Raw genomic sequence first — 22,352 nt, 5'->3', positions numbered from 1 at the left:
GCGTGACCGAAGCCACCCCTTCCCGCCGCGCCATCGCCTCCTGGTGTCTCTACGACTGGGCGAATTCGGCCTACAACACCATCATCACCACCTTCGTCTTCGCGGTCTATTTCGCCCGCGGCGTCGTCGGCGATCCCGTCGAGGGCACGGCGCGGTGGAGTGCCGCCATGACCGTGGCCGGTGTCGCCATCGCGGCGCTCAGCCCGGTGCTGGGCGCCATCGCCGACCGGGCCGGGCGGCGCAAGCCGTGGATGGCGCTGTTCACGCTGGTCACGGTCCTGTTCACCGCCGCCCTCTGGTGGGTGCGTCCCGATCCGGCCGACGCCGCCTTCGCGCTGGCCTGCGTGGTGGTCGCCACCGTGGCGTTCGAACTGGCCAACGTCTTCTACAACGCCACCCTGCCGGGGCTGGTGCCGGAGCGGCTGTTCGGCCGGGTGTCGGGCTGGGGCTGGGGCATCGGCTATTTCGGCGGGCTGGCCTGCCTCGTCCTGGCGCTGGTCGGCTTCGTCAACGCGCCGGCCCCGCTGTTCGGCCTGTTCGGGATGGAGTGGGCCGATTGGGGGCCGCAGGCCAATGTCCGCGCCACCGCCCTGCTGGCCGCCGCCTGGTACGGCATCTTCGCGCTGCCCTATTTCCTGTGGGTGCCCGACGAGCCGTCCACCGGCCACGGTCTGCTGCGGGCGGCGCGCGAGGGGGTGGCGACGCTGGTCGCCACGCTGCGGCAGGTCCGCCGCTACCGCGAGGTGGCGCGTTTCCTGGTCGCCAGCGCCTTCTACCGCGACGGCATCAACACCATCACCATGTTCGGCGGCATCTTCGCCGCCGGCAGCTTCGGCATGAGCTTCGAGGAAATCCTGGTCTTCGCCATCGCGCTCAACGTGGTGGCGGGGGCGGGGGCCATCGGCTTCGCTTGGATGGACGACTGGCTGGGTGCCAAGCCGGTGATCCTGATCGCGCTGGCCGGCATGGGTTTGTGCGGCCTGCCGCTGCTGTTGGCGACCGACCGGCTGTGGTTCTGGGTCTTCGCGCTGGGGCTGGGGCTGTTCTTCGGACCGGCGCAGGCGGCCGGGCGGTCGATGATGGCGCGGCTTGCCCCGCCCGGCATGTCGGGCGAGATGTTCGGGCTCTATGGCCTGACCGGCCGCTTCGTCGGTTTCTTCGGGCCGCTGCTGTTCGGGCTGGCGACCCAGGCGTTCGACAGCCAGCGCGCCGGCATGGCGACGGTTCTGGCTTTCTTCGTCATCGGCTTCGGGCTTATGCTGGCCGTTCGCGAACCGGCCCGTTAGAAAAAGGGCCGCGTCAAAGCGCCGCACGTGAGACCATTCGAGGGCAGAGCTGTTACCTTCGTTTTTGCTGCGACGCACAAATGTCGAAGCCGAGGGGCACGGACCATGCTGCACATCAAAGACATCGAAGCCTTCGCCCGCATCAACGAGGCGCTGAACGACGAGCCGGCGGAGACCGGGCAGACCGACCACGACTCTGCCGCCGCTGCTCCCACTCATCCGGCGCTGGTGATGGCGATGCTGGCGACCGGCCGTCTGCCGCTGTCGGCGCTGTCGAAACCCACAACAACGACCACGCCCACGCCGAAGGCCACTGACCCGCTGGCGCCCTGGAGCAAGACGATCCGCCGATCCTGACGTCATTCCGTCCGGGCGGGAGGCCGCGGAGATGGCGGGCAAGGTCAACACGGATTTCACGGATGCGGCGTCCCGGAGCCTAAGCTTCCGGGACAAGCCGGCGCATCCGCAAGACCAGAAAAATCCGTGACATCCGTGTCTAAATCCGTGACATCCGTGGAAATGTTGCTCCGGACGCCGCGATCTCCCCGGCCGGCGACGGCATTTGCGAAAATTCCTCGAAACCGGAAAAAATTCCCATAAGCTCTCCGCAGACTCACCCTTCTGCGGAGCCGCCCAATGCCCGTCGATCCTCGTACGCTGAAAGACGACCGTTTCCCCCGCTGGGCGGAGGAGCCGCCGACGCCATCCGAAGGCTCTCTGGTCCCCGGATCGCAGTTCCACGAGGAACAGTGGATCATGGCCGCCGGCATGCTGGCACGCGGCAACAGCTTTCTCCAGGTCGCCCGCGCCATGGGATGCAGCCGCACCACGCTGTGGCGGGCCTATTACGGCTCCAAGGATTTCCGAGTCCGAGTCTGGTGGGAACGCGAGGCGCTGAACCGCGAGGCCGAACTGCGGCTGTCCTCGCTGCGCGCCCTGGTGGCCGAGCAGATCGAACGGCTGGTCTCTGCCGGCGATCCCTCCACCGTGCGCTGGCTGGCCGAACGCCTTGGTCTCTTCGCCGGTCTCGATACCCCGAGAGATCTCCCGGACACCAAACCGCAATCGCCCCGTCCAGAAGATCCGCCCGCCGTCACCGTGCCCGAACTCGACGACGATGTCCCTGGCGCGTTGCGCGAGCGCACGCCGCCCGATCCGGCCATGATTGCCGCCATCCTGGCCCGGCCGGAAGCGGAGGGTCCCAAGGGCGTGTTCCCCTGGACCGTCAACGAGCATGAACCCTACCCCAACCTCAACCCTGGCCCGGTGAGCCGCCGCGCCGCCGGTCCCTTCTCCCGGCGCCGGTAGGCGGCGGATGAAACATCACCCGGCCCCCTGTTCCACGCTGTTCCATCCCCCGCCCCTCACAGCAGCGACAGCTGATCCCCCACGGCCGGCGGCACCCGGAAGCGGCTGCAGTCGAGCTGCCAGCTCCGGTCACCCAGCCCATGCTTGCGGCAGGCCAGCTTGAAGCGATGGCGCAGCAGCTCGGCGTAAGGGCCGGTGCCCTTCATCCGCGACCCGAATCCGGATCGGTAAAGCGCGCCGTCGCGGCTCTGCCGCATCAGGCTCAGCACGCGGTCGGCGCGGTTGGGGGCGTGGACGCGCAGCCATTCCTCGAACAGCCCGGCGATCTCCAGCGGCAGGCGCAGCAGGATATAGCTGGCGGCGCTCGCCCCGGCTCCGGACGCCGCCTCCAGGATCGCCTCCAGCTCATGGTCGTTCAGGGCCGGGATCATCGGGCTGGCGAGCACCGCCACCGGCACGCCGGCTTGCGTCAGGCTGCGGATCGCCTCCAGCCGGCGCGGCGGCGTGCTGGCCCGCGGCTCCATCACGCGGGCGAGGTCGCGGTCCAACGTGGTGACGGACAGCGCGACCGACGCCAGCCCTTCCGCCGCCATCGGCGCCAGGATGTCCAGATCGCGCAGCACCAGCGCCGATTTGGTGATGATGCTGACCGGTTGCTTGAAGTCGCGGCAGACCTCCAGCACCCGCCGGGTGATGCCCTCCGTCCGCTCGATGGGCTGGTAGGGATCGGTGTTGGCCCCCAGCGCCAGCGGCCGGCAGTCATAGGATTTCGCCCGCAGCTCCTTCGCCAGCAGCTCCGCCGCGTTGCGCTTGGCGAACAGCTTGGTCTCGAAATCCAATCCGGGCGACAGGCCGAGATAGGCATGGGTCGGCCGGGCGAAGCAGTAGATGCAGGCGTGCTCGCACCCCTGGTACGGATTCACCGACCGGTCGAAGGGGATGTCCGGCGACTGGTTGCTGGTGATGATCGACTTGGCCGAGGCCGGCGCGACACTGGTGCGGACCGGATCGGACAGCACCTCGTTCCCGCCCTCGGCATAGCCGGTCCAGCCGTCGTCGGTCAGGACGCGGGTCTCGCGCTCGAACCGCCCGGTGGCGTTGCTGACCGCGCCGCGGCCCTTGATCGGGGATCGCCGTATCTCGTCCATGCCCGCAGCTTAGCCGCGGCAGATAAGAACGTAAAGCGAACAGAAAGGGGTGCGGCCGGTCTTTCGATCACCGGTCTTTCCATCACCGGTCTTTCCATCACCCTACCCAACAAACATAAAGATATCTTTATGCTTGCATGGTTCCGATGCCGCTGATACATCCTTGGCCAATGACAGAGGCAAGGCCGGGAATTCGATCCGGCCGGCCCCAATCACCATTGCCCACCAGGAGTCATCCCTCATGGCCGCCGAATTCACGGACTACAAGGTCAAGGACATCAGCCTCGCGAACTGGGGCCGCAAGGAGATCACCATCGCCGAGACCGAGATGCCGGGCCTGATGGCCCTGCGGTCGGAGTTCGGCGACTCCAAGCCGCTGGCCGGTGCCCGCATCGTCGGCTGCCTGCACATGACCATCCAGACCGCCGTGCTGATCGAGACGCTGACCGCGCTCGGCGCCACCGTGCGCTGGTCCTCCTGCAACATCTTCTCGACCCAGGATCAGGCCGCCGCCGCCATCGCCGCCGCCGGCATCCCGGTCTTCGCCTGGAAGGGCGAGACGGAGGAGGAGTTCTGGTGGTGCATCGAGCAGAGCCTGCGCGGTCCGGACGGCTGGACCCCGAACATGATCCTGGACGATGGCGGCGACGTCACCCAGATCATGCACGACAAGTATCCGGAGATGCTGAACGACGTCCGCGGCCTGTCGGAAGAGACCACCACCGGCGTCCATCGTCTCTATGAGATGATGAAGAAGGGCACGCTGAAGGTTCCGGCCATCAACGTGAACGACAGCGTCACCAAGTCGAAGTTCGACAACCTCTATGGCTGCCGCGAGTCGCTGGTCGACGGCATCAAGCGCGCCACCGACGTGATGGTCGCCGGCAAGGTCGCCGTGGTCGCCGGCTATGGCGACGTCGGCAAGGGTTCGGCCGCCTCGCTGCGCTCGCAGGGCGCCCGCGTCATGGTGACGGAGATCGACCCGATCAACGCGCTCCAGGCCGCGATGGAAGGCTATCAGGTCATCACCATGGACGAGGCCGCTCCGCTGGGCGACATCTTCGTCACGGCGACCGGCAACGTCGACGTCATCACGATCGACCACATGCGCGCCATGAAGGACCGCGCCATCGTCTGCAACATCGGCCACTTCGACAGCGAGATCCAGATCGACGCCCTGCGCAATCTGGTCTGGGAAGAGGTCAAGCCGCAGGTCGACGAGGTCGTGTTCCCCGACGGCAAGCGCCTGATCGTCCTGGCCCAGGGCCGTCTGGTCAACCTGGGCTGCGCCACCGGCCACCCCAGCTTCGTGATGAGCGCCAGCTTCACCAACCAGGTGCTGGCCCAGATCGAGCTGTGGACCAACGCCGCCAACTACGAGAACAAGGTCTACGTCCTGCCCAAGCACCTGGACGAGAAGGTGGCCCGCCTGCATCTGGAAAAGATCGGCGCCAAGCTGACCGTCCTCAGCGACAAGCAGGCCGAATACATCGGCGTCAACGCCGCCGGCCCGTACAAGCCGGACCACTACCGCTACTAAGCGGTTGCTGGTTGATTGAGAAAGGGCCGTCCCGTCGGGGCGGCCCTTTTTCTTTGCGTTACCTGGGAGGTCAGAGCGGCAGCGTCACCGTGGCGCGCAGGCCGCCCTCGTCGCGGTTTGCCAGGGTCACGTCGCCGCCATGGCCGCGGATGATGCTGCGGGCGGTGGACAGGCCCAGGCCGACGCCGCCGGTATCGCGGGAGCGGGAGCGCTCCAGCCGGTAGAAGGGGGCAAAGACCTTCTCGAACTCCGCCTCCGGGATGCCGGGGCCGTCGTCGTCGATGTGGATCAGGGCTTGAGCGTTGGCACCGTCGGCGCTGGTCTCCAACCGGACGGTGAAGCCGCCGCCATACTTGATGGCGTTGTCCATCAGGTTGGCCAGCGCCCGGCGCAGCGCCACCGGGCGGCCTTCCGCCACCACATGGGCCGGGCCGTCATAGAGGGCGCGGTGGCCGGCATCGACGCGGTCGTCGCACAGGCTCTGCAGCAGGTCGGCGAGGTCGAAGCGGCCGCGCGGCTCGCGCTGGGCGTCGTCGCGGGCGAAGGCCAGCGTGGCGGAGATCATCGCCTCCATCTCGTCCAGGTCGGCCAGCATCCGGCGCTGCATCTCCGGATCGTCGACCAACTCGGCGCGCAGGCGCAGGCGGGTGATCGGCGTGCGCAGGTCGTGGCTGATCGCTGCCAGCATCTGGGTGCGGTCGGCGACGAAGCGGGCGAGCCGCGCCTGCATCCGGTTGAAGGCGCGGGTGGCGGCGCGCAACTCGCGCGGCCCCTCCTCGGTCAGCGGATCGGCCTGACCGTCGACGCTGAGCCGTTCGGCGGCGGCGGCGAAGCCGGCCAGCGGCGCCGTCACCCGGCGGGCGGCCAGCAGCGACACCAGGAGGATCACCGCGACGATCGCGCCCATCCACAACAGGAAGCGGACGATGCCGAAGGGACCGGCCAGCGGATCGCCGCCGGTGAAGCTGAGCCACGACCCGTCGCCGAGCCGCACCGACAGCCGGACATGCGGCCCCCAGCGTCGCGGCTCGTCACCGCCCATGAAGGGCGGGTGCGGGTGGTCGTCGCCACGGACATCGCCACGGGGCGGACGCTGGACCTCGACCATAAGGTTGCGGTCGGCGGTGTCGAGGGACTCGCTCAGCCGGCGCTTCAGCCCTTCGAACCGGCCGCTGGAAATGGCGTCGGGTGACAGCGGCGGCGGGCGGTCGGGACGCCATTCGACGCGCAGGACCGGGTCGTCGATGGCGCGCACCACCCGCTCGCGACCCGACGGCGGCGTGCTTTCCACCAGCTGGACGATGGCGGTGATGCGCTGGATCAGCACGTTGGGACCGTGGATCGGCGGCCCCTCGCTGCGGTCGGTCAGATAGACCAGCGCGCTGATCGCCTGGGTCAGCAGCAGCGCCAGCACCACCGTCAGGGCGATGCGCGCGGCGAGGCTGTCGGGGAAGCCGAGCCGCAGGCGGCGAAGGCTGCGGCGGCGGGCCAGCCGGGATTTCGCCGTCATCTCTTCCGGTTGCGCGGTCACGATGCCGATCCGCCGCTGCCGACCGTCGGGGTGAAGAGATAGCCGCCGCCGCGCACCGTCTTGATCAGCGCCGGCTCTGCCGGATCGGGTTCGATCTTGCGGCGCAGCCGGCTGACCTGCACGTCGATGGAGCGGTCGAAGGGCACCGCCGACCGTCCGCGCGCCAGATCGAGAAGCTGGTCGCGGGTCAGCACCCGCTGCGGATGCTCGACGAAGGCGACCAGCAGGTCGTACTCGCCGGCCGACAGCTGGACCAGCACGCCGTCGGGCGAGCGCAGTTCCCGCTTGGTCAGGTCGAGCGACCAGCCTTCGAAGCGCAGCACCGTGCCGGCCGCCGCCGGAGCGCCCGCCACCGGCGGGGCGGAGACGCGGCGCAGAACCGCCTTGATGCGGGCCAGCAGCTCGCGCGGGCTGAAGGGCTTCGCCAGGTAGTCGTCGGCGCCCATCTCCAGCCCGACGATGCGGTCGGTCTCCTCCCCCATGGCGGTCAGCATGATGACGGGGGTCTGCGCCGTCTGCGGTGTGGCGCGCAGGCGGCGGCAGAGCGACAGCCCGTCCTCTCCCGGCAGCATCAGGTCGAGGACGATCAGGTCGACGCGGGCGCCGTCGAGCGTGCGCATCATCTCCGCCCCGTCCCGGACCCCGGTGACCCGGAAGCCGTGCTTGGTCAGGAACTGGGCGACGAGGGAGCGGATTTCGCGGTCGTCGTCGACGACGAGGAGGTGGGGCGTGCGGTCCATGGCCCCATGATCGGGCGAGGCGCGTCGGGGGTGAAGGGGAAATGTGTAACGCCCGGTTACGGGGCGGCCGACGGTTACACTCTGTTACCAAATGACCGGTTTGCGGACATTCGACCGCAACGTTCGGCGCCCATTGTCTGGTCATCGGGACAGCGCCGGCGATGCGGCCGGCAAGGTCCCAACGGAATAAGCCCCCTCCAACCGGGGTTTAATCAGCACCGTGACCCACGGTCCAAACACTGAGGAGTTGTCACCATGAAACGCGCCCTTCTGACGTCCGCCCTGCTGGTCGCCGGTCTCGGCGTGGCCGTTCCGGTCTTCGCCCAGGGTGGCCCGCAGCCCGGCGGTCCCGGCATGGGTCCGGGCGCCGGCGGACCCGACCGCCACTTCGCCCGCATGTGCGAGGACCAGGAGGCCCGTCTGGCCGGCAAGCTGGCCTATGCGGAGAAGAAGCTGAACATCACCGAACAGCAGCGCGCCGCCTGGACCAAGTTCGCCGACGCCGCCCGCTCCAGCCTGAAGCCGACGCAGGACCTGTGCGTCAAGTTCAAGGACCAGCCGCGCCCTGCCGCCCTGCCCCAGCGCCTTGAGCGCGCCGAGCAGATGATGCAGGCCCACCTGCAGCAGATCCAGACCATCCGTCCGGCATTGACCGACCTCTATGGCCAGCTGACGCCCGACCAGCAGAAGCAGGCCGACCGCATGCTGAACCAGGGTCCGGGCGGCATGGGTGGCCGGATGGGCGGTCATCATGGCGGCCATATGGGTGGCCCGGGCGGCTGGGACCATGACGGCCCGCGCCATCACGGCATGGGACCGGGCGGTATGATGGGTCCGGGCGGCATGGCTCCGGGAAAGGGTCCGGCGCCGGCTCCGCAGGAGCAGCCCAAGTAAGGACGTAACAGACAGGCTCCCGGCGGCGACCCCAAGCCCCCCAACGCAGCCGCCGTGAGACCATGGGCCGCCGAATCCCCCTTCGGCGGCCCTTGTCGTTTTTGGGAGAGGGAGAGTAGGCCATAAAGACAAGCCGCCGCTTGCATTGCGGGCCTGCGCACCCCAAAGCTTAACCCCATGATTTCGTCGATGGCTTCGGCCTCTCACGCTTCGGCGGGCGGCGGTCTTGGGCGGGGGGGCCGTGTGGTCGCCGTGCTGGGGCCGACCAACACCGGCAAGACCTATCTGGCGATCGAGCGCATGCTCGGTCACCGGTCCGGAATGATCGGCTTTCCCCTGCGCCTGCTGGCGCGGGAGAACTATGACCGCATCGTTTCGATCAAGGGAAAGAACGCCGTCGCGCTGGTGACGGGGGAGGAGAAGATCCTGCCCCCCAACCCGTCATACTGGGTCTGCACCGTCGAATCGATGCCGCTGGACCGCGCCGTCGATTTCCTGGCGGTGGACGAAATCCAGCTCTGCGCCGATCCGGAGCGCGGCCACATCTTCACCGACCGGTTGCTGAACGCCCGCGGCATGGTCGAGACGATGGTGCTGGGGTCCGATTCGATGCAGCCGATGATCCGCCGGCTGGTGCCGAAGGCGGAGTTCATCAGCCGGCCGCGCTTCTCCCAGCTGACCTATGCGGGCTACAAGAAGCTGACGCGCCTGCCGCCGCGTTCCGCCGTCGTCGCCTTTTCCGCCACCGATGTCTATGCCATCGCCGAGATGATCCGGCGTCAGCGCGGCGGCACCGCCGTGGTGCTGGGCGCGCTCAGCCCGCGCACGCGCAACGCCCAGGTCGGGCTCTATCAGGCGGGCGAGGTCGATTATCTGGTGGCGACCGATGCCATCGGCATGGGGCTGAACATGGATGTCGACCATGTCGCCTTCGCCCGCATCGTCAAGTTCGACGGCTTCGCCCCGCGCCGCCTGCGCCCCGCCGAGGTGGCGCAGATCGCCGGCCGCGCCGGGCGCCACATGCGCGACGGCACCTTCGGCACCACCGACGAGGTGGGGGAGCTGGACGCCGATCTGGTCACCCGCGTCGAAAACCACGAGTTCGAGACGGTCAAGACCCTGTCCTGGCGCAACAGCGACCTGCGTTTCGACACGCCGGGCTTCCTGCTGAAATCGCTGGAGGAACGGGCGCCGATCCAGGAGCTGAGCCGCGTGCGCGAGGCCGACGACCATCTGGCCTTGCAGGCCCTGGTGCGCGATCCGGAGATCATGGACCTCGCCCGCGGCCGGGATGCCGTCAAGCTGCTGTGGGAGGTCTGTCAGGTCCCCGACTTCCGCAAGGTGCTGTCGGATGCCCACACCAAGCTGCTGGCCCAGGTCTTCCGCAGCCTGCGCGGGGCCATGCGCCGGCTGGACGACGATTGGGTGGCGAAGCAGATCGCCCGGCTCGACCGGACCGAGGGCGACATCGACGCGCTGGTCGCCCGCATCGCCCATATCCGCACCTGGACCTACATCTCCAACCGGCCGACCTGGCTGAAGGACCCGCTGCACTGGCAGGAACGCACCCGCTCCATCGAGGACCGGCTGTCCGACGCCCTGCACGAGCGGCTGACCCAGCGCTTCATCGACCGCCGCTCCGCCACGCTGTCGCGGACGCTGAAGGATGGCCGGTCGCTGCTGGGCGGCGTGCGCGCCGACGGCGAGGTGGTGGTGGAGGGGCATGTCGTCGGGCGGCTGGAGGGCTTCCGCTTCGTCCCCGACGCGCCCGACCGCTCCGACGAGGCGAAGTCGCTGCTGACTGCCGCCCGCCGCGCGCTGCGGGATGAACTTGCCAAGCGGCTGCGCGCCTTCGAGGCGGAGCCGGACGATGTCTTCACGCTGGGGCCGGACGGGGTGCTGAGCGCCGACAATCTGCCGGTGGCGCGGCTGGCGGCCGGGCCGTCGGTGCTGGCGCCGCTGGTGGTGCCGTTCGACGAAGGCATGCTGGATCAGGCCCAACGCGAACGGGTGCGGGCGCGGCTGGACCGCTGGCTGAAGGACCACATCGCCGCCCGGCTGAAGCCGCTGTTCGCGCTGTCCGCCGCCGAGGGACTGTCGGGCGCCGGGCGCGGGCTGGTCTTCCAACTGGTCGAGGGGCTGGGGGTGCTGCCGCGGGCGCCGGTCGCCGACATGGTGGAGCGGCTGGAGCGCGAGGACCGCAAGGCGCTGACCAAGCTGGGCGTCCGGCTGGGGGTGTCGCACCTCTATCTGACGGCGCTCGCCAAGCCGGCGGCGGTGAGTTTGCGCGGGCTGCTGTGGGCGGTGGCACAAGGTCATCCGCTGCCGGTGCCGATCCCGCCGCCCGGCCGCGTGTCGGTGGAGGCGCCGCCGGTCAGGGACGGCGGCGCGCCGCCGGCTTTCTGGGAAGCCATCGGCTATCCGCTGGCCGGCGGGCGGGCACTGCGCGTCGATATGCTCGACCGGCTGGAGACGGAGTTGCTGACCGCGTCCAAGGCCAACGCCCCGATCCGCGAAGTGGCGCTCGGCCAGCGCGTCGGCCTGTCGGCGGAGGAGCTGGGGGTGGTGCTGACCGGGCTGGGCTATGTGCGGATCGTCGCCGAGGATGGGGCGGTGACCTGGAAGCGGAAGCGGCCACCCAGGCAGCAGCAGGGGAACCGACAGCGGCGGGAGCGGCCGACGAACGAGGACCACCCATTCGCCAAGCTGCGGCAACTGTCGGGGATGTGAGGGGGTCTAACGCAGCGGACTGAACAACCTGAACCACCAACCGGAAACGCCCATGAGCAACACCGACACCGAAGACTCCACCCCCGGCCGGCTGCGGATCGACAAGTGGCTTTGGTATGCGCGCTTCTTCAAGACGCGCAGCCTTGCCGCCAAGCTGTGCAACGACGGGGGCGTGCGGCTGTCGGGGGCGGTAGTGACCAAGGCGCATGCGGCGGTGAAGCCGGGCGATGTGCTGACCTTCGCCCAAGGGCGGCACATCCGCGTCATCAAGGTGGTGGCGCTGGGAAGCCGGCGCGGGCCGGCGCCGGAAGCCCAGGCGCTGTACGAGGATCTCGCCCCGCCGGTTCCGGAAGAGCGCTTGCAGGACCCCTACCGCGCGCCGGGCGCTGGGCGGCCGACCAAGCGCGACCGCCGGGCGATCGATGCTCTGCAAAGTGAGACCGATTAAGCGGCCGTTCTGATTGTTGCTCGAAAAAAGTGAGACCGCCTCTTAAACGGAGGCGGGACCACCCCCATCTGGCAAAGCTGGACAACAGACCAGATGCGACAAGCGAGCACGATCATGAGCGAGAAGACCCGACCTTCGAGCCTTTCCGCCACCTCCACCGGAATGCGGGGCGCCCGCGCTGCCACGGCGGTGGCGGTTGCCCTGGTGATGGCGCTGGCCGCCGGCACCGCCGACGCCCGCGCCGGCAAGAGCAGCTCTTCGGGCAGCCGCGGCAGCCGCACCTATGATGCGCCGGCCGCCACCAGCACGGCGCCGAGCGCGGTGTCGCCGATGGAGCGCTCGGCCGCTCCGCAGGCCTCGCCGGGCATGCAGCGCCCCGGTTCCACCGCCCCGGCGGCGGCGCCCTCGCGCGGCTTCTTCGGCGGCGGCTTCATGTCGGGCCTGATGGGCGGCCTGATCGGCGCCGGCATCGGCGCGATGCTGTTCGGCGGCGGCTTCTTCGACGGTTTGGGCAGCTTCGGCGGCATCCTGGGCTTCATCCTGCAGATCCTGCTGGTCGTCTTCCTGGTCCGGCTCGCCATGCGCTTCTTCCGCAACCGCTCGCAGACTGCCAACACCGCGGCGTCCGGCGGTCCGCTGGGCGGGAACCGGCCGGCTTATGCCGGTGGTCCGCTAAATCGCGACTCGGCGGATGTCGGCTATAACCCGGTTGGTGGCCCGGTTGGTGGTGGTATGGGTGGCGGCAACGCCGGCCCGGCCCAGCGCCGTCAGGCAGCCGACGAGATCGGCATCCAGCCGGCCGACTTCGAGGCGTTCGAGCGGCTGCTCGTCACCGTCCAGACCGCCTACGGGCGCGAGGATGCCGACGCGCTGCGCGCGGCGACGACGCCGGAGATGTTCGCCTACTTCGGCGACGATCTGGCGGAGAACCGCAACCGCGGCGTGATCAACAAGGTCAGCGACGTCCGCCTGCTCCAGGGCGATCTGGCCGAGGGCTGGCGCGAAGGGGCGCAGGAATACGCCACCGTCGCCATGCGCTTCTCGCTGATCGACGTCACGGTGGACCGCGCCAGTGGCCGGGTGATCGAGGGCAACGCCTCGCAGCCGACCGAGGCGACGGAGCTGTGGACCTTCGTCCGCCCCCGCGGCGGCCAGTGGCAGCTGTCGGCGATCCAGCAGACGCACTGACGCTTGCGAGTTTGACAATGCGAAACGCCTCGGCCGGTTGGCCGGGGCGTTTTCGTTTGCGTTGAAGGCGGCTTATGCCGTCGGCAGCACCACCGCGTCCGCCGCGCGGAAGCCCAACCGCACGGTCTCGCCGGGAACGAAGGCGGGCTCCTGGCCCAGATGCGGCATCTGCACGGTCAGGCCGCCGTCGAGGAAGGCGTTGACGAAGGCGCCCTCGAAGTCACTGTGGCTGACGCGGGCGGTCAGGCTGTTGTCGCTGTCGCCCGGCGCCAGACGTTCCGGCCGGACATAGAGGGTGGCGCGGTCGCCGGGGCCAAGTCCGCGCGGGTTGCGGCCGCGCAGTGGGCCGAAGGCGGTGTCGAGGACCGCCCAGCCATCCGCCGCCTGGGTGACCGGACCGGAAAAGCGATTCGACTCGCCGACGAAGGACGCGACGAAGGCGGTTTCCGGGTGGTCGTAGATGGTCTTGCCGTCGCCCACCTGCTCCAGCACGCCGCGCGACATCACGCCGATGCGGTCGGACATGGTCAGGGCCTCGCCCTGGTCGTGGGTGATGTAGATGAAGGTGACGCCGGTGCGCTTCTGCAACTCGCGCAGCTCGGCGCGCATGTGCTGGCGCAGCTTGAGATCGAGCGCGGAGAGCGGTTCGTCGAGCAGCAGCACCGCCGGCTCCACCGCCAGCGCGCGGGCGATGGCGATGCGCTGGCGCTGGCCGCCGGACAGGTCGGTCACCCGCTTGTCCGCCGTGTCGGGCAGCGCCACCAGCTCCAGCAGTTCGCGGACGCGGCGGCGGCGGTCGGCCGACGGCACGCCGCGCACCTCCAGCCCGAAGCCGATGTTGTCCGCCACCGTCATCAGCGGGAACAGGGCCAGGTTCTGGAAGATCAGCGCGGTCGGCCGCTTGTTCGGCCCGATCCCGCGCATGTCCCGGCCGCCGATGCGGATGACGCCGTCGGTCGGCTCCATGAAGCCGGAGATCATGCGCAGGATGGTGGTCTTGCCGCAGCCGGAGGGCCCGAGGAAGCTGAAGAACTCCCCCGCCCCGATGGTCAGCGACACGTCGCGGACGGCGACGGTGTCGCCGAACCGCATGGTGACGTGGTCGAGTTGGACGTCTTGGCTCATGGCCTCTTCTGTCTGCGGGTCACGCCGCCAGGAAGCGGTCCTGGTACTCGTTGCGGATGGAGACGTACCACGCCTCCTGGATCGGCCACCACCACAGCTTCTGCAGCGCGTCGCCCGGATAGGCGTCGGCGAAGAACTGCTTGTTCAGGTCGGTCAGGTGGGCCTCGGCGCCGACTGCGGTGCTGGAGATGCCGGAATGGTTGGTGTAGAGCGCGCCGGCCTGGGGCGTGTAGAACCAGTTGATCCAGGCATAGGCGTTCTCCAGGTTCTCCGCCTTCTTCGGGATGGCGAAACCTTCCATCCAGGCGAGCGCGCCTTCCTTCGGCGCGACGAAGCGGACCGGCAGGCCTTCCTTGCGCAGGGCCACGGCGCTGCTGTCCCAGGTCTGGCCGATGATGCAGCCGTTGGTGCGGAAGGCGCCCTGGGCCTCGTTCTCGTTGGTCCAGAACTGGGCGACCGACTTCTTGTTGGCGGCGGCCACCTTCAGGATGGCGTCGAAGTTGGCACGCGCCTTAGTCTCGTCCTTGAACTGGTCGCGGACGGGGTGCGGCAGCTTGCCCTGGCTTTCCAGCCACAGCGCGATGCCGATCAGCGCCGAATGGCCGCGCACCGTCACCTTGCCGGCATTGGCCGGCGCCCACAGGTCGCCGTAGCTGGCGGTGCCGTAGGTCAGCGGCGCCTTCTTCATGTCATAGGCCAGCGCCTCCGTCCCCCAATCGGCCGGGGCGAAATAGCGCTTGCCGCCGACGACGCCGCCCATGCCGGCGGAACCCTCGACCGACGACTTCAGGCAGCCGTCCCACTTCACCTTCGATTCGTCGATCGGCTGCACCAGCTCGTATTCGACATAGTTCGGCACGCGGTCGACAGTGGGGTGGATGATGTCGAAGCCGGCGCCGCCGGTGGCCTTCAGCTGGTTCAGCAGCTCGTCGTTGGTGCCGTATTCGGTCAGGGTCGCCTGGACGCCGGTCTTCTTCTCGAAGTCGGCCAGCATGTCCGGGCTGATGTAGCCGGCCCAGGAGAAGATCTTCACCGAACCCGACGCCGCGCGGCCCTCGCGCAGGATGAAGGGGCCGACCGAGGCGACACCGGCGGCGGCAGCGGCACTTTGCAGCAGCAGGCGGCGGGTGAAGCTCTTGGCGGCGCGCTGGGTCTCGGCGCTGGACCGCTGGGACTCGGTCTGGGCGTGATCGATCCCCATTAGATCAGTCTGGGACATGACGTCCGGTCTCCCTGGCTCTTGGATGGCGTTTTGTCAGGTTCCCGCGGCGGCGGCTTCGCGCAGCCCCGTTTAAGGCGGAAAGTGTGCCTGAGACAAAAGCCGTCCGTCCATGGGGGAAGATGAAGCTCCGCCAAACTTCATAGAGCCGTCACATCACGTAGAAGCGCGCCTTCACCGTTACGCCTTCGGCGCCGCGCAGAACGGTGCGGTTGCGGCCGCTGCGCTTGGCGAAATAGAGCGCCTCGTCGGCCTGGGCCATCAGGTCGTTGACCGAGTCGGTGTCCTGGTCCAGGCACATGCCGATGCTGACGGTGAAGCCGAAGCTGGACCCGCTGCCGGTCTCCACCATCAACTCCGCGGTGGAGCGGCGGATCGCCTCCACCCGCGCCAGCCCTGCATCCAGGTCGGCGGCGGGCAGGCACAGGCAGAACTCCTCCCCGCCCAACCGGCCGAGGAAGCCGCCGTCGGGCAGCTGGGCGGCGCAATGGTCGGCGAAGCGTTTCAGCGCGAGGTCGCCGTTGCTGTGGCCGTGGGTGTCGTTGATCGTCTTGAAATGATCGATGTCGAACATCGCCACCGCCAGCGGTGAGCCGGTCTCCTTCGCGGCGCGGTAGGCCTGGTCCAGCCGCTCCATGAAATAACGGCGGTTCAGCACGCCGGTCAGGTAATCGGTGTGCAGCATCTCCACCATCACCCGGTGCATGCGGGTGATGCGCTCCCCGGCGCGAACGCGGGCGCGCAGCATCGACAGGTCGATCGGCTTGGCCAGGAATTCGTCGGCGCCGGAGTCGAAGGCCTCGATCCGCCGGGCCGTCTCGGTGTCGCCGGTCATCAGGATGGTGAAGGTGCGGTGCTGGTCGTCCTCCGCCCGGACATGCCAGCACAGCTCCAGTCCGGTCATCACCGGCATTTCCAGATCGGTGATGAGGATGTGGATGTCGTGGCTGCGGTAGAGCGACAGCGCCTGCGCCCCATCCTCCGCAAGCAACACACGGTAACCGTTGCTTTCCAGATCTGTCCGGATCAGGTCGCGAAAGAAATTGGAATCATCGACGACAAGAATATTCGTTTCCACCACAACACCCACGCCGTCCGCAAAGATTCCGTGCGCGCGGACCTTAGCAAACTTCCCATCGCGATGGGATAGCGGCGTGGCGACAAGTCGCGGTTGATTGAGCGGTTGCTTTGACGATTAATCGGGTATTTGATTGGTGGGCCGAACGAACTTCAGCTTTCGAGCATCCGCCGCAGCAGTTCGACATCCTCGGCGAAGGACGGATCGGTGGCGCGCAACTCGTCCACCTTCTTCACCGCATGCATGACCGTGGTGTGGTCACGACCGCCGAACTTGCGGCCGATTTCCGGCAGGGAGCGGGCGGTCAGCTGCTTGGCCAGATACATGGCGATCTGGCGCGGGCGGGCCACCGCGCGGGCGCGGCGGGCGGAATGCATGTCGGCGACGCGGATGTTGTAATGCTCCGCCACCCGCTTCTGGATCTCGTCGATGGTGACGCGGCGGTCGTTGGCGCGCAGCAGGTCGTGCAGAACCTCCTGCGTCGTCTCCAGCGAGATGGAACGGCCGACCAGCTCGGCATGGGCGACGATGCGGTTCAGCGCCCCTTCCAGCTCGCGCACGTTGGACGTGATCTTGTGGGCGAGGAACTCCAGCACCTTCAGCGGGATGCTGGCCTGGAGCGCGTCGGCCTTGGCCTGGAGGATGCCCAGCCGCAGCTCGTAGGTGGTCGGGTGGATGTCGGCAACCAGCCCCCAGCCGAGGCGGGAGCGCAGCCGCTCCTCCATGCCTTCCAGGTCGGACGGGCTCTTGTCGGCGGAGATGATGACCTGCCGGTTCTGGTCGACCAGCGCGTTGAAGGTGTGGAAGAACTCCTCCTGCGTGCTGTCCTTGCCGCTGATGAACTGCACGTCGTCGATCATCAGCACGTCGACCGAACGGAACTGCTGCTTGAAGGCCATCGTGTCCTTGAAGCGCAACGCCCGGATGAACTGGTACATGAACTTCTCGGCCGACAGGTACAGCACCTTGCGGTTCGGGTCGTTCTTGCGGATCTGCCAGGCCAGCGCGTGCATCAGGTGGGTCTTGCCCAACCCCACCCCGCCATAGAGGAACAGCGGGTTGAAGGTCACGGTGGTGGCGTCGGCGACGCGGCGGGCGGCGGCATGGGCCAGCTCGTTCGGCTTGCCGACGACGAAATTCTCGAAGGTGAATCGCGGGTCTAACGCCGCCGACAGGTCGGAGCGGTCCTCCAGAATCGCGGGGACGGCGTTCGGCGATTCGTCCGACGCCCCGCCATAGGAGGCGGAGGTGTAGACGGTCGACGGCGCCGGTTCGGCGGAGGACGGCGGCAGCGGACGGGGAGCCGGGCGGGAATCGCCGGCACGCGATTCGAAGCCGCGCTGGGGCGGAGTGGCGCGACCATCGTCGCGGCCCCCATCACGCCCATCATCACGGTCGTCGTTGTCGGCGACCAGCGCCGCCGGCGGGTTGGTGGAGGCGACGATGACGTCGATCGACTGGACTTCCGGATTCTCGCCGGACCAGAGGGCGCGGATGCGGTCGGCATAGTGGGTCAGCACCCAGTCGCGCATGAAGCGCGTGGGCACGACGATGCACACCTCGCCGCCGACCAGGCTGGCGACGGACAGCGGCTGAAGCCAGCTCCGGTAGGCGATCTCGCCCACCTCTTCCTTCAGGCGTCCGCGAATGCGCGCCCACTGCTGATCCAACGACACGCCGACCGACATGCTCCCTTACTCCCGCTCCTTCCGCCGGCCGGCCACACCGCCGTGGCGGCGCGGGATCACCCCGCAACCGGCCCCAAATCCGGTTCTGCAACCGGAATAGCCGCCCGTCTGGTCCAGCCCGGAAGACTCCGGGCAAGGATAACCCCGAACGGAACACCATACCCAAAAAGCACGCGCAAGAGTCGACGGGATCGTAAATCCCGCCCCAAGCACGACAGCTTGTAAGTAAAAGAAGATCGTGCGAACGACCGGGACTCAACAAGCCCTGATCCGGCGTAAGACCTTCAGTATTTCACTGCTGTGTTCAACCGGACACAGAGTGTTGCATCACCCCAATTCGTCCGGCCGAATGGATCAAAAGTCTAACGAGGCCGCGGAAATCTGGCAATGGGACAGATGGCGAACGGCCCAAAAAGATAAAAACGTTCGCTTTGACCACAAGACCGATCCCGAATCTCATACGCGACCCTAAGAACAATCTAAGACAATTGTCGAGCATCCGCATATTTACTTTAAACGCAAAAAGCCGCGCCCCGAGTCACGGGCGCGGCTTTTTGAAAGCAGCGGATGAAGACTCGATCAGAGAGCCTTGATCGCAGCCGACAGACGCGACAGCTTGCGCGACACGGTGTTCTTGTGCAGCACACCCTTGGACACGCCGCGCATCATTTCCGGCTGAGCGGACTTGAACGCCTCGGCGGCGGCGGACTTGTCGCCGCTCTGGATCGCGCCCTCGACCTTCTTCACGAAGGAACGGATGCGGCTGATGCGGGCACGGTTGACTTCCGTGCGACGCTCGGTCTGACGAATGCGCTTTTCAGCGGACTTATGATTGGCCATGGAAACCCTACTCCGAACGACACGGCTGTCGTGATGCGAGCGCGCCTTATACGCGGCAGCGCACCCCGAGTCAAGGCGTGGTCGCCCGTTGATTTTGACTAATCGTAACTAAACGACATCTTGATGGGATCTGGTCCGTCCCCCGCAAGATGCAGGGGACGGCTCAGCAGGCAGAGTCAACGCCGGGTTGGCGCTGTATCGGCGACTCAGCGATTCTTCCAGCCGGGCTGGCGCTTCTCGGCGAAGGCTGCCATGCCTTCCTTCTGGTCTTCGGTGGCGAAGGTCGAATGGAACAGGCGGCGTTCGAAGCGGACGCCCTCGGCCAGCGTCGTCTCGTAGGCGGCATTGACCGCCTCCTTGGCCATGGCGATGACCGGCTGCGACAGCGAGGCGATCTTGGTGGCGACCTTCACCGCCTCCTCCACCAGCTCGGCGGCCGGGACGACGCGGGAGACGAGGCCGCAGCGCTCGGCCTCGGCGGCGTCGATCATGCGGCCGGTCAGGACCATCTCCATCGCCTTGGACTTACCGACGAAGCGGGTCAGGCGCTGGGTGCCGCCGGCGCCGGGGATGGTGCCGATGGTGACTTCCGGCTGGCCGAACTTGGCGGTGTCGGCCGCCAGGATGAAGTCGGCCATCATCGCCAGCTCGCAGCCGCCGCCGAGCGCGAAGCCGGCGACCGCGGCGATGGTCGGCTTGCGGCACTTGGCCAGCCGCTCCCACTTCGCGGTGATGAAGTTGGAGTTGTAGACATCCATATAAGAGAAGCCGGCCATCTCCTTGATGTCGGCGCCGGCGGCGAAGGCGCGCTCCGACCCGGTGACGACGATGGCGCCGATGGCGGAATCGGCCTCGAAGGCGTCCAGCGCCTGGCCCAGCTCGGTCACCAGCTGGTCGCACAGCGCGTTCAGCGCCTTCGGACGGTTCAGCGTGATCAGGCCGACCGGGCCCCGGGTCTCGACGAGGATGGTTTCATAGGACATGGCTGCAGCACTCTCCCGATGGGGCGAGCCCGGTTGCCTCCGGGACTCGTGGTTGTTGAGATGTTCGATCCTGAACCGGCGCGAGTATGGCGGGTGTCCCCGCGATCAGCGCGGCGTCAAAGTGAAGCGGACGGCGGTCGCGGCCTTCTGACCAGTGCCTTGGCCGGCCGGCTTGGGGAACTCCAGCCGCAATTCCTCGCCCTCGCGGACGAAGACGCGGTCGGCGGTCCGGCGCCAGCCAAGCTGCGGCAGAGTCTGGTCGTAGAAGGCCAGCACCGCCTGACGCGGCACCTCGCCCGACAGCACGGCCTGGACGATCCGCCCGCCCGGCTTGTCGAAGACCAGCGGTTCCGATTCGGCGGTCGCCAGCCCGGGCATCACCGGAACGTCGGTGAAGCCGGGGACGAACGGCCCGGACTCGGCAAAAGCCGGTGGGGCCGCTTGAGCCGGAGGAATGGGAACGAGGAAGCTCCCCAGGCCCGCGACCGCGGGGCCGGCAAGGAGGAAAGCGGCGGACGCCGCCCGGAGCATGGCCGGTAGAGCCGTCATGCCCCAGCTATATCACCGTTGGCGCGCCGCACAAAAGAAAGTCGAGCGGCCTGACTGTACAATCCGCTGAACGCCCCCTGTCCGGGCACGGTCGCAGTCGCAATCGGGGCAGCCCTCCCCCTCCCGGTCATAGACGGCGAACTGGTGCTGGAAATAGCCCAGCTCCCCCGACGCCTGCCGGTAGTCGCGCAAGGAGGAGCCGCCGGCGGCGATCGCGCGCTCCAGCACCTCGCGCACCGCGGTGGCGAGCCGGTCGACCTCCGCGGCCGTCAGGCTGGCGGATGTCCGGGTCGGCAGAATGCCGGACTGGTACAGCGCCTCCGACACATAGATGTTGCCGAGCCCGACGACGATGCTCTGGTCGAGCAGGGCGGCCTTGATCGGCGTGATCTTGCCGGCCAGCCGGCGGGCCAGTTCGGGACCGGAGAACTCGTTGCCCAGCGGCTCCGGTCCCAGGTTGCGCAGCATCGGGTGGTCGCCCAGCGCGTCGGCCACCGTCAGGTCCATCAGCCCGAAGCGGCGGGCGTCGTTGAAGGTCACCACGGTTCCGGCGTCGGTCTCGAACACCACATGGTCGTGCTTGTCGAAGGCCTCGGGCCGCTCCGGCACGATGATCATGCGGCCGGACATGCCGAGATGGGCAATCAGCACACCGCCGTCGTCCAGATGCATCAGGATGTATTTGGCCCGCCGCCGCACCGACTCGACGCGCCGGCCGGTCAGCCGCTCGCAGAAGCGCGGTGGAAAGGGGGTGCGCAGGTTCGGCCGCCGCTGTTCCACACGGACCAGCCGCCGGCCTTCGAGATGCGGGGCGAGGCCCCGGCACACCGTCTCGACTTCGGGAAGTTCAGGCATCGGCAGAGTGTGGGGTGGGTGGGATGGAAGTTAAAGCCCTTACCGATACTCTTTGAACCGCTCGGTCGCCTGGATCAGGGCGGCGCGGATGCCGGGTTCCATGGCGGAGTGGCCGGCGTCGGGGACGATGCGGTAGTCGGCTTCCGGCCAGGCGCGGTGCAGCGCGTCGGCGGAGATCACCGGGCAGACGATGTCGTAGCGGCCCTGGACGATCACCCCCGGCAGATGGCGGATGCGGGAGACGTCGCGCAGCAGCTTGTCTTCCGGCGTGAAGCGGTTGGAGCGGAAATAATGCGCCTCGATCCGCGCCAGCCCCAGGGCGTGGCGGTCCTCGCCGCTCGCCGCGATCAGGTCGGGCGACGGCAGCAGGGAGGAGCAGCTGCCCTCATAGACGCTCCACACCCGCGCCGCGGCCATGCGCACCATCGGGTCGGCCGAATCGAGCCGCTTCCAGTAGGCCTCCAGCAGATCGTCGCGCTCGTCCTCCGGGATGTGGCCGGCGAAGGCGGCCCAGGCCTCGGGGAAGAGGATGCGCATGGAATAGAGGAACCAGTCGATCTCCGCCTTCCGCATCAGGAAGATGCCGCGCAGGATCAGGCCCAGGCAGCGGTCGGGATGGGTCTGGGCATAGGCGAGCGCCAGCGTCGAGCCCCAGGAGCCGCCGAACAGGTGCCAGCGCTCGATGCCCAAATGCCGGCGCAGCGTCTCGATGTCCTCGACCAGCCGTTCGGTGGTGTTCTCGCGCGTTTCGCCCAGCGGCGTGGAGCGGCCTGCGCCGCGCTGGTCCATCACGACGATGCGGTAATGGGCGGGGTCGAAGAAGCGGCGGTGGGTGGGCGAGGCGCCGGCCCCCGGCCCGCCATGCAGGAACATCACCGGCACGCCGCGCGGGTTGCCCGCCTGCTCCCAATAGACCGTGTGGATCCCGTCGACGGCGAGGGTGCCGGTCTGGAACGGGTCGATGGGCGGATAGAAGTCGCTGCGGGGCATGGCCATGCATCCAGTGGTCCGGGCCACAAGTGTAGAGGAGCCACCGGGGCTTGCGCCAGCGTGACGAAGTCGCGAAACGACAAAGGCCGCCCGGAGGCGGCCTTGCGTGTCGATCATATCTTTCTGGAGAAGATGGCGCGCCCGAAGAGATTCGAACTCCTGACCCTCAGATTCGTAGTCTGATGCTCTATCCAGCTGAGCTACGGGCGCGC

Annotated in this window: 20 protein-coding genes and 1 tRNA gene; 8 read left to right on the top strand and 13 right to left on the bottom strand. The window is 68.1% G+C overall.

Annotated features, from left to right (window positions below; translation table 11 throughout):
- Positions 1–2: 2 nt before the first annotated feature.
- The 3 genes from TSO5_RS09190 to TSO5_RS09180 all read left to right on the top strand — a co-directional run bounded on the left by TSO5_RS09190 (position 3) and on the right by TSO5_RS09180 (position 2,594).
- On the top strand, positions 3–1,286 hold the full coding sequence (locus TSO5_RS09190) for an MFS transporter (protein ID WP_109151300.1): 1,284 nt from the start codon (positions 3–5) through the stop codon (positions 1,284–1,286).
- Between the two features lie 105 nt (positions 1,287–1,391).
- Positions 1,392–1,643, top strand: coding sequence for a hypothetical protein (locus tag TSO5_RS09185; RefSeq protein WP_109151299.1), 252 nt, complete (start codon positions 1,392–1,394; stop codon positions 1,641–1,643).
- A gap of 279 nt (positions 1,644–1,922) precedes the next feature.
- The gene (locus tag TSO5_RS09180; protein ID WP_109151298.1) at positions 1,923–2,594 is read left to right on the top strand and encodes a hypothetical protein; all 672 of its coding nucleotides are present in this window, start codon (positions 1,923–1,925) and stop codon (positions 2,592–2,594) included.
- A gap of 56 nt (positions 2,595–2,650) precedes the next feature.
- On the opposite strand, the gene TSO5_RS09175 is transcribed toward TSO5_RS09180, so the two are convergent.
- Entirely contained in the window at positions 2,651–3,742 is a 1,092-nt protein-coding gene (locus TSO5_RS09175; protein ID WP_109151297.1) for a PA0069 family radical SAM protein, read from the bottom strand.
- Positions 3,743–3,983: 241 nt separating this feature from the next.
- Here TSO5_RS09175 and ahcY point away from each other — a divergent pair, with 241 nt between their 5' ends.
- Positions 3,984–5,282 carry an adenosylhomocysteinase gene (ahcY, locus tag TSO5_RS09170; RefSeq protein ID WP_109151296.1) on the top strand — a complete coding sequence of 433 codons (1,299 nt, stop codon included), beginning with the start codon at positions 3,984–3,986 and terminating at the stop codon, positions 5,280–5,282.
- 70 nt (positions 5,283–5,352) lie between these two features.
- Here the strand turns inward: ahcY and TSO5_RS09165 are convergent, their stop codons facing one another.
- Positions 5,353–6,813: an ATP-binding protein gene (locus TSO5_RS09165; RefSeq protein ID WP_247870662.1), complete on the bottom strand. Its 1,461-nt coding sequence runs from the start codon at positions 6,811–6,813 to the stop codon at positions 5,353–5,355.
- The gene (locus tag TSO5_RS09160; RefSeq protein ID WP_109151295.1) at positions 6,810–7,553 is read right to left on the bottom strand and encodes a response regulator; all 744 of its coding nucleotides are present in this window, start codon (positions 7,551–7,553) and stop codon (positions 6,810–6,812) included. Before TSO5_RS09160 ends, TSO5_RS09165 begins: the two co-directional genes overlap by 4 nt.
- A 255-nt stretch (positions 7,554–7,808) precedes the next feature.
- On the opposite strand from TSO5_RS09160, the gene TSO5_RS09155 reads away from it, so the two are divergent.
- The 4 genes from TSO5_RS09155 to TSO5_RS09140 all read left to right on the top strand — a co-directional run bounded on the left by TSO5_RS09155 (position 7,809) and on the right by TSO5_RS09140 (position 12,813).
- Positions 7,809–8,447, top strand: a complete 639-nt coding sequence (locus tag TSO5_RS09155) for a Spy/CpxP family protein refolding chaperone (protein WP_109151294.1) — start codon at positions 7,809–7,811, stop codon at positions 8,445–8,447.
- 189 nt (positions 8,448–8,636) lie between these two features.
- Positions 8,637–11,177 carry a helicase-related protein gene (locus TSO5_RS09150; RefSeq protein WP_247870661.1) on the top strand — a complete coding sequence of 847 codons (2,541 nt, stop codon included), beginning with the start codon at positions 8,637–8,639 and terminating at the stop codon, positions 11,175–11,177.
- A 52-nt stretch (positions 11,178–11,229) separates the two neighbouring features.
- Positions 11,230–11,625, top strand: a complete 396-nt coding sequence (locus TSO5_RS09145; protein ID WP_109151292.1) for an RNA-binding S4 domain-containing protein — start codon at positions 11,230–11,232, stop codon at positions 11,623–11,625.
- Between the two features lie 114 nt (positions 11,626–11,739).
- Positions 11,740–12,813 (top strand): TIM44-like domain-containing protein, encoded by a 1,074-nt coding sequence (locus tag TSO5_RS09140; protein ID WP_109151291.1) that lies wholly within the window; start codon positions 11,740–11,742, stop codon positions 12,811–12,813.
- A gap of 72 nt (positions 12,814–12,885) precedes the next feature.
- Here TSO5_RS09140 and TSO5_RS09135 read toward each other — a convergent pair whose 3' ends face one another.
- The 10 genes from TSO5_RS09135 to TSO5_RS09090 all read right to left on the bottom strand — a co-directional run bounded on the left by TSO5_RS09135 (position 12,886) and on the right by TSO5_RS09090 (position 22,350).
- The gene (locus TSO5_RS09135) at positions 12,886–13,938 is read right to left on the bottom strand and encodes an ABC transporter ATP-binding protein (protein ID WP_109151290.1); all 1,053 of its coding nucleotides are present in this window, start codon (positions 13,936–13,938) and stop codon (positions 12,886–12,888) included.
- A 19-nt stretch (positions 13,939–13,957) separates the two neighbouring features.
- Entirely contained in the window at positions 13,958–15,157 is a 1,200-nt protein-coding gene (locus tag TSO5_RS09130) for an extracellular solute-binding protein (RefSeq protein ID WP_199230837.1), read from the bottom strand.
- A gap of 151 nt (positions 15,158–15,308) precedes the next feature.
- A complete protein-coding gene (locus TSO5_RS09125) occupies positions 15,309–16,235 on the bottom strand; it encodes a diguanylate cyclase (RefSeq protein ID WP_146203716.1) in 927 nt (308 codons plus the stop codon).
- Between the two features lie 152 nt (positions 16,236–16,387).
- Positions 16,388–17,923: a chromosomal replication initiator protein DnaA gene (gene dnaA, locus TSO5_RS09120; RefSeq protein ID WP_109151288.1), complete on the bottom strand. Its 1,536-nt coding sequence runs from the start codon at positions 17,921–17,923 to the stop codon at positions 16,388–16,390.
- Positions 17,924–18,502: 579 nt separating this feature from the next.
- A complete protein-coding gene (gene rpsT, locus TSO5_RS09115) occupies positions 18,503–18,763 on the bottom strand; it encodes a 30S ribosomal protein S20 (RefSeq protein WP_109076035.1) in 261 nt (86 codons plus the stop codon).
- A gap of 206 nt (positions 18,764–18,969) precedes the next feature.
- The gene (locus tag TSO5_RS09110) at positions 18,970–19,746 is read right to left on the bottom strand and encodes an enoyl-CoA hydratase (RefSeq protein ID WP_109151287.1); all 777 of its coding nucleotides are present in this window, start codon (positions 19,744–19,746) and stop codon (positions 18,970–18,972) included.
- A gap of 105 nt (positions 19,747–19,851) precedes the next feature.
- Positions 19,852–20,124, bottom strand: a complete 273-nt coding sequence (locus TSO5_RS33295) for a hypothetical protein (RefSeq protein ID WP_247870660.1) — start codon at positions 20,122–20,124, stop codon at positions 19,852–19,854.
- A 183-nt stretch (positions 20,125–20,307) separates the two neighbouring features.
- Positions 20,308–21,150 carry a bifunctional DNA-formamidopyrimidine glycosylase/DNA-(apurinic or apyrimidinic site) lyase gene (gene mutM / locus TSO5_RS09100; RefSeq protein ID WP_109151285.1) on the bottom strand — a complete coding sequence of 281 codons (843 nt, stop codon included), beginning with the start codon at positions 21,148–21,150 and terminating at the stop codon, positions 20,308–20,310.
- A gap of 39 nt (positions 21,151–21,189) precedes the next feature.
- A complete protein-coding gene (pip, locus tag TSO5_RS09095; RefSeq protein ID WP_085090567.1) occupies positions 21,190–22,140 on the bottom strand; it encodes a prolyl aminopeptidase in 951 nt (316 codons plus the stop codon).
- A 133-nt stretch (positions 22,141–22,273) separates the two neighbouring features.
- Positions 22,274–22,350 (bottom strand) — tRNA-Arg (locus tag TSO5_RS09090).
- Positions 22,351–22,352: the final 2 nt, after the last annotated feature.

It is taken from the genome of Azospirillum sp. TSO5 (genome assembly GCF_003116065.1).
Classification (GTDB): Bacteria; Pseudomonadota; Alphaproteobacteria; order Azospirillales; family Azospirillaceae; genus Azospirillum.
The sequence above is the reverse complement of the archived record's forward strand: the minus strand, read 5'-3'. Positions and strand labels throughout refer to the sequence as shown.

What these genes read in the sequence shown, in the direction of transcription:
- TSO5_RS09185 (WP_109151299.1), top strand. Translation starts at nt 1,392, where the DNA reads ATGCTGCACATCAAAGACATCGAAGCCTTCGCCCGCATCAACGAGGCG.
- TSO5_RS09180 (WP_109151298.1), top strand. Translation starts at nt 1,923, where the DNA reads ATGCCCGTCGATCCTCGTACGCTGAAAGACGACCGTTTCCCCCGCTGG.
- TSO5_RS09175 (WP_109151297.1), bottom strand. Translation starts at nt 3,742, where the DNA reads ATGGACGAGATACGGCGATCCCCGATCAAGGGCCGCGGCGCGGTCAGC.
- ahcY (WP_109151296.1), top strand. Translation starts at nt 3,984, where the DNA reads ATGGCCGCCGAATTCACGGACTACAAGGTCAAGGACATCAGCCTCGCG.
- TSO5_RS09160 (WP_109151295.1), bottom strand. Translation starts at nt 7,553, where the DNA reads ATGGACCGCACGCCCCACCTCCTCGTCGTCGACGACGACCGCGAAATC.
- TSO5_RS09155 (WP_109151294.1), top strand. Translation starts at nt 7,809, where the DNA reads ATGAAACGCGCCCTTCTGACGTCCGCCCTGCTGGTCGCCGGTCTCGGC.
- TSO5_RS09150 (WP_247870661.1), top strand. Translation starts at nt 8,637, where the DNA reads ATGGCTTCGGCCTCTCACGCTTCGGCGGGCGGCGGTCTTGGGCGGGGG.
- TSO5_RS09145 (WP_109151292.1), top strand. Translation starts at nt 11,230, where the DNA reads ATGAGCAACACCGACACCGAAGACTCCACCCCCGGCCGGCTGCGGATC.
- TSO5_RS09140 (WP_109151291.1), top strand. Translation starts at nt 11,740, where the DNA reads ATGAGCGAGAAGACCCGACCTTCGAGCCTTTCCGCCACCTCCACCGGA.
- TSO5_RS09135 (WP_109151290.1), bottom strand. Translation starts at nt 13,938, where the DNA reads ATGAGCCAAGACGTCCAACTCGACCACGTCACCATGCGGTTCGGCGAC.
- TSO5_RS09130 (WP_199230837.1), bottom strand. Translation starts at nt 15,157, where the DNA reads ATGTCCCAGACTGATCTAATGGGGATCGATCACGCCCAGACCGAGTCC.
- dnaA (WP_109151288.1), bottom strand. Translation starts at nt 17,923, where the DNA reads ATGTCGGTCGGCGTGTCGTTGGATCAGCAGTGGGCGCGCATTCGCGGA.
- rpsT (WP_109076035.1), bottom strand. Translation starts at nt 18,763, where the DNA reads ATGGCCAATCATAAGTCCGCTGAAAAGCGCATTCGTCAGACCGAGCGT.
- TSO5_RS09110 (WP_109151287.1), bottom strand. Translation starts at nt 19,746, where the DNA reads ATGTCCTATGAAACCATCCTCGTCGAGACCCGGGGCCCGGTCGGCCTG.
- TSO5_RS33295 (WP_247870660.1), bottom strand. Translation starts at nt 20,124, where the DNA reads ATGCCCGGGCTGGCGACCGCCGAATCGGAACCGCTGGTCTTCGACAAG.
- mutM (WP_109151285.1), bottom strand. Translation starts at nt 21,150, where the DNA reads ATGCCTGAACTTCCCGAAGTCGAGACGGTGTGCCGGGGCCTCGCCCCG.
- pip (WP_085090567.1), bottom strand. Translation starts at nt 22,140, where the DNA reads ATGCCCCGCAGCGACTTCTATCCGCCCATCGACCCGTTCCAGACCGGC.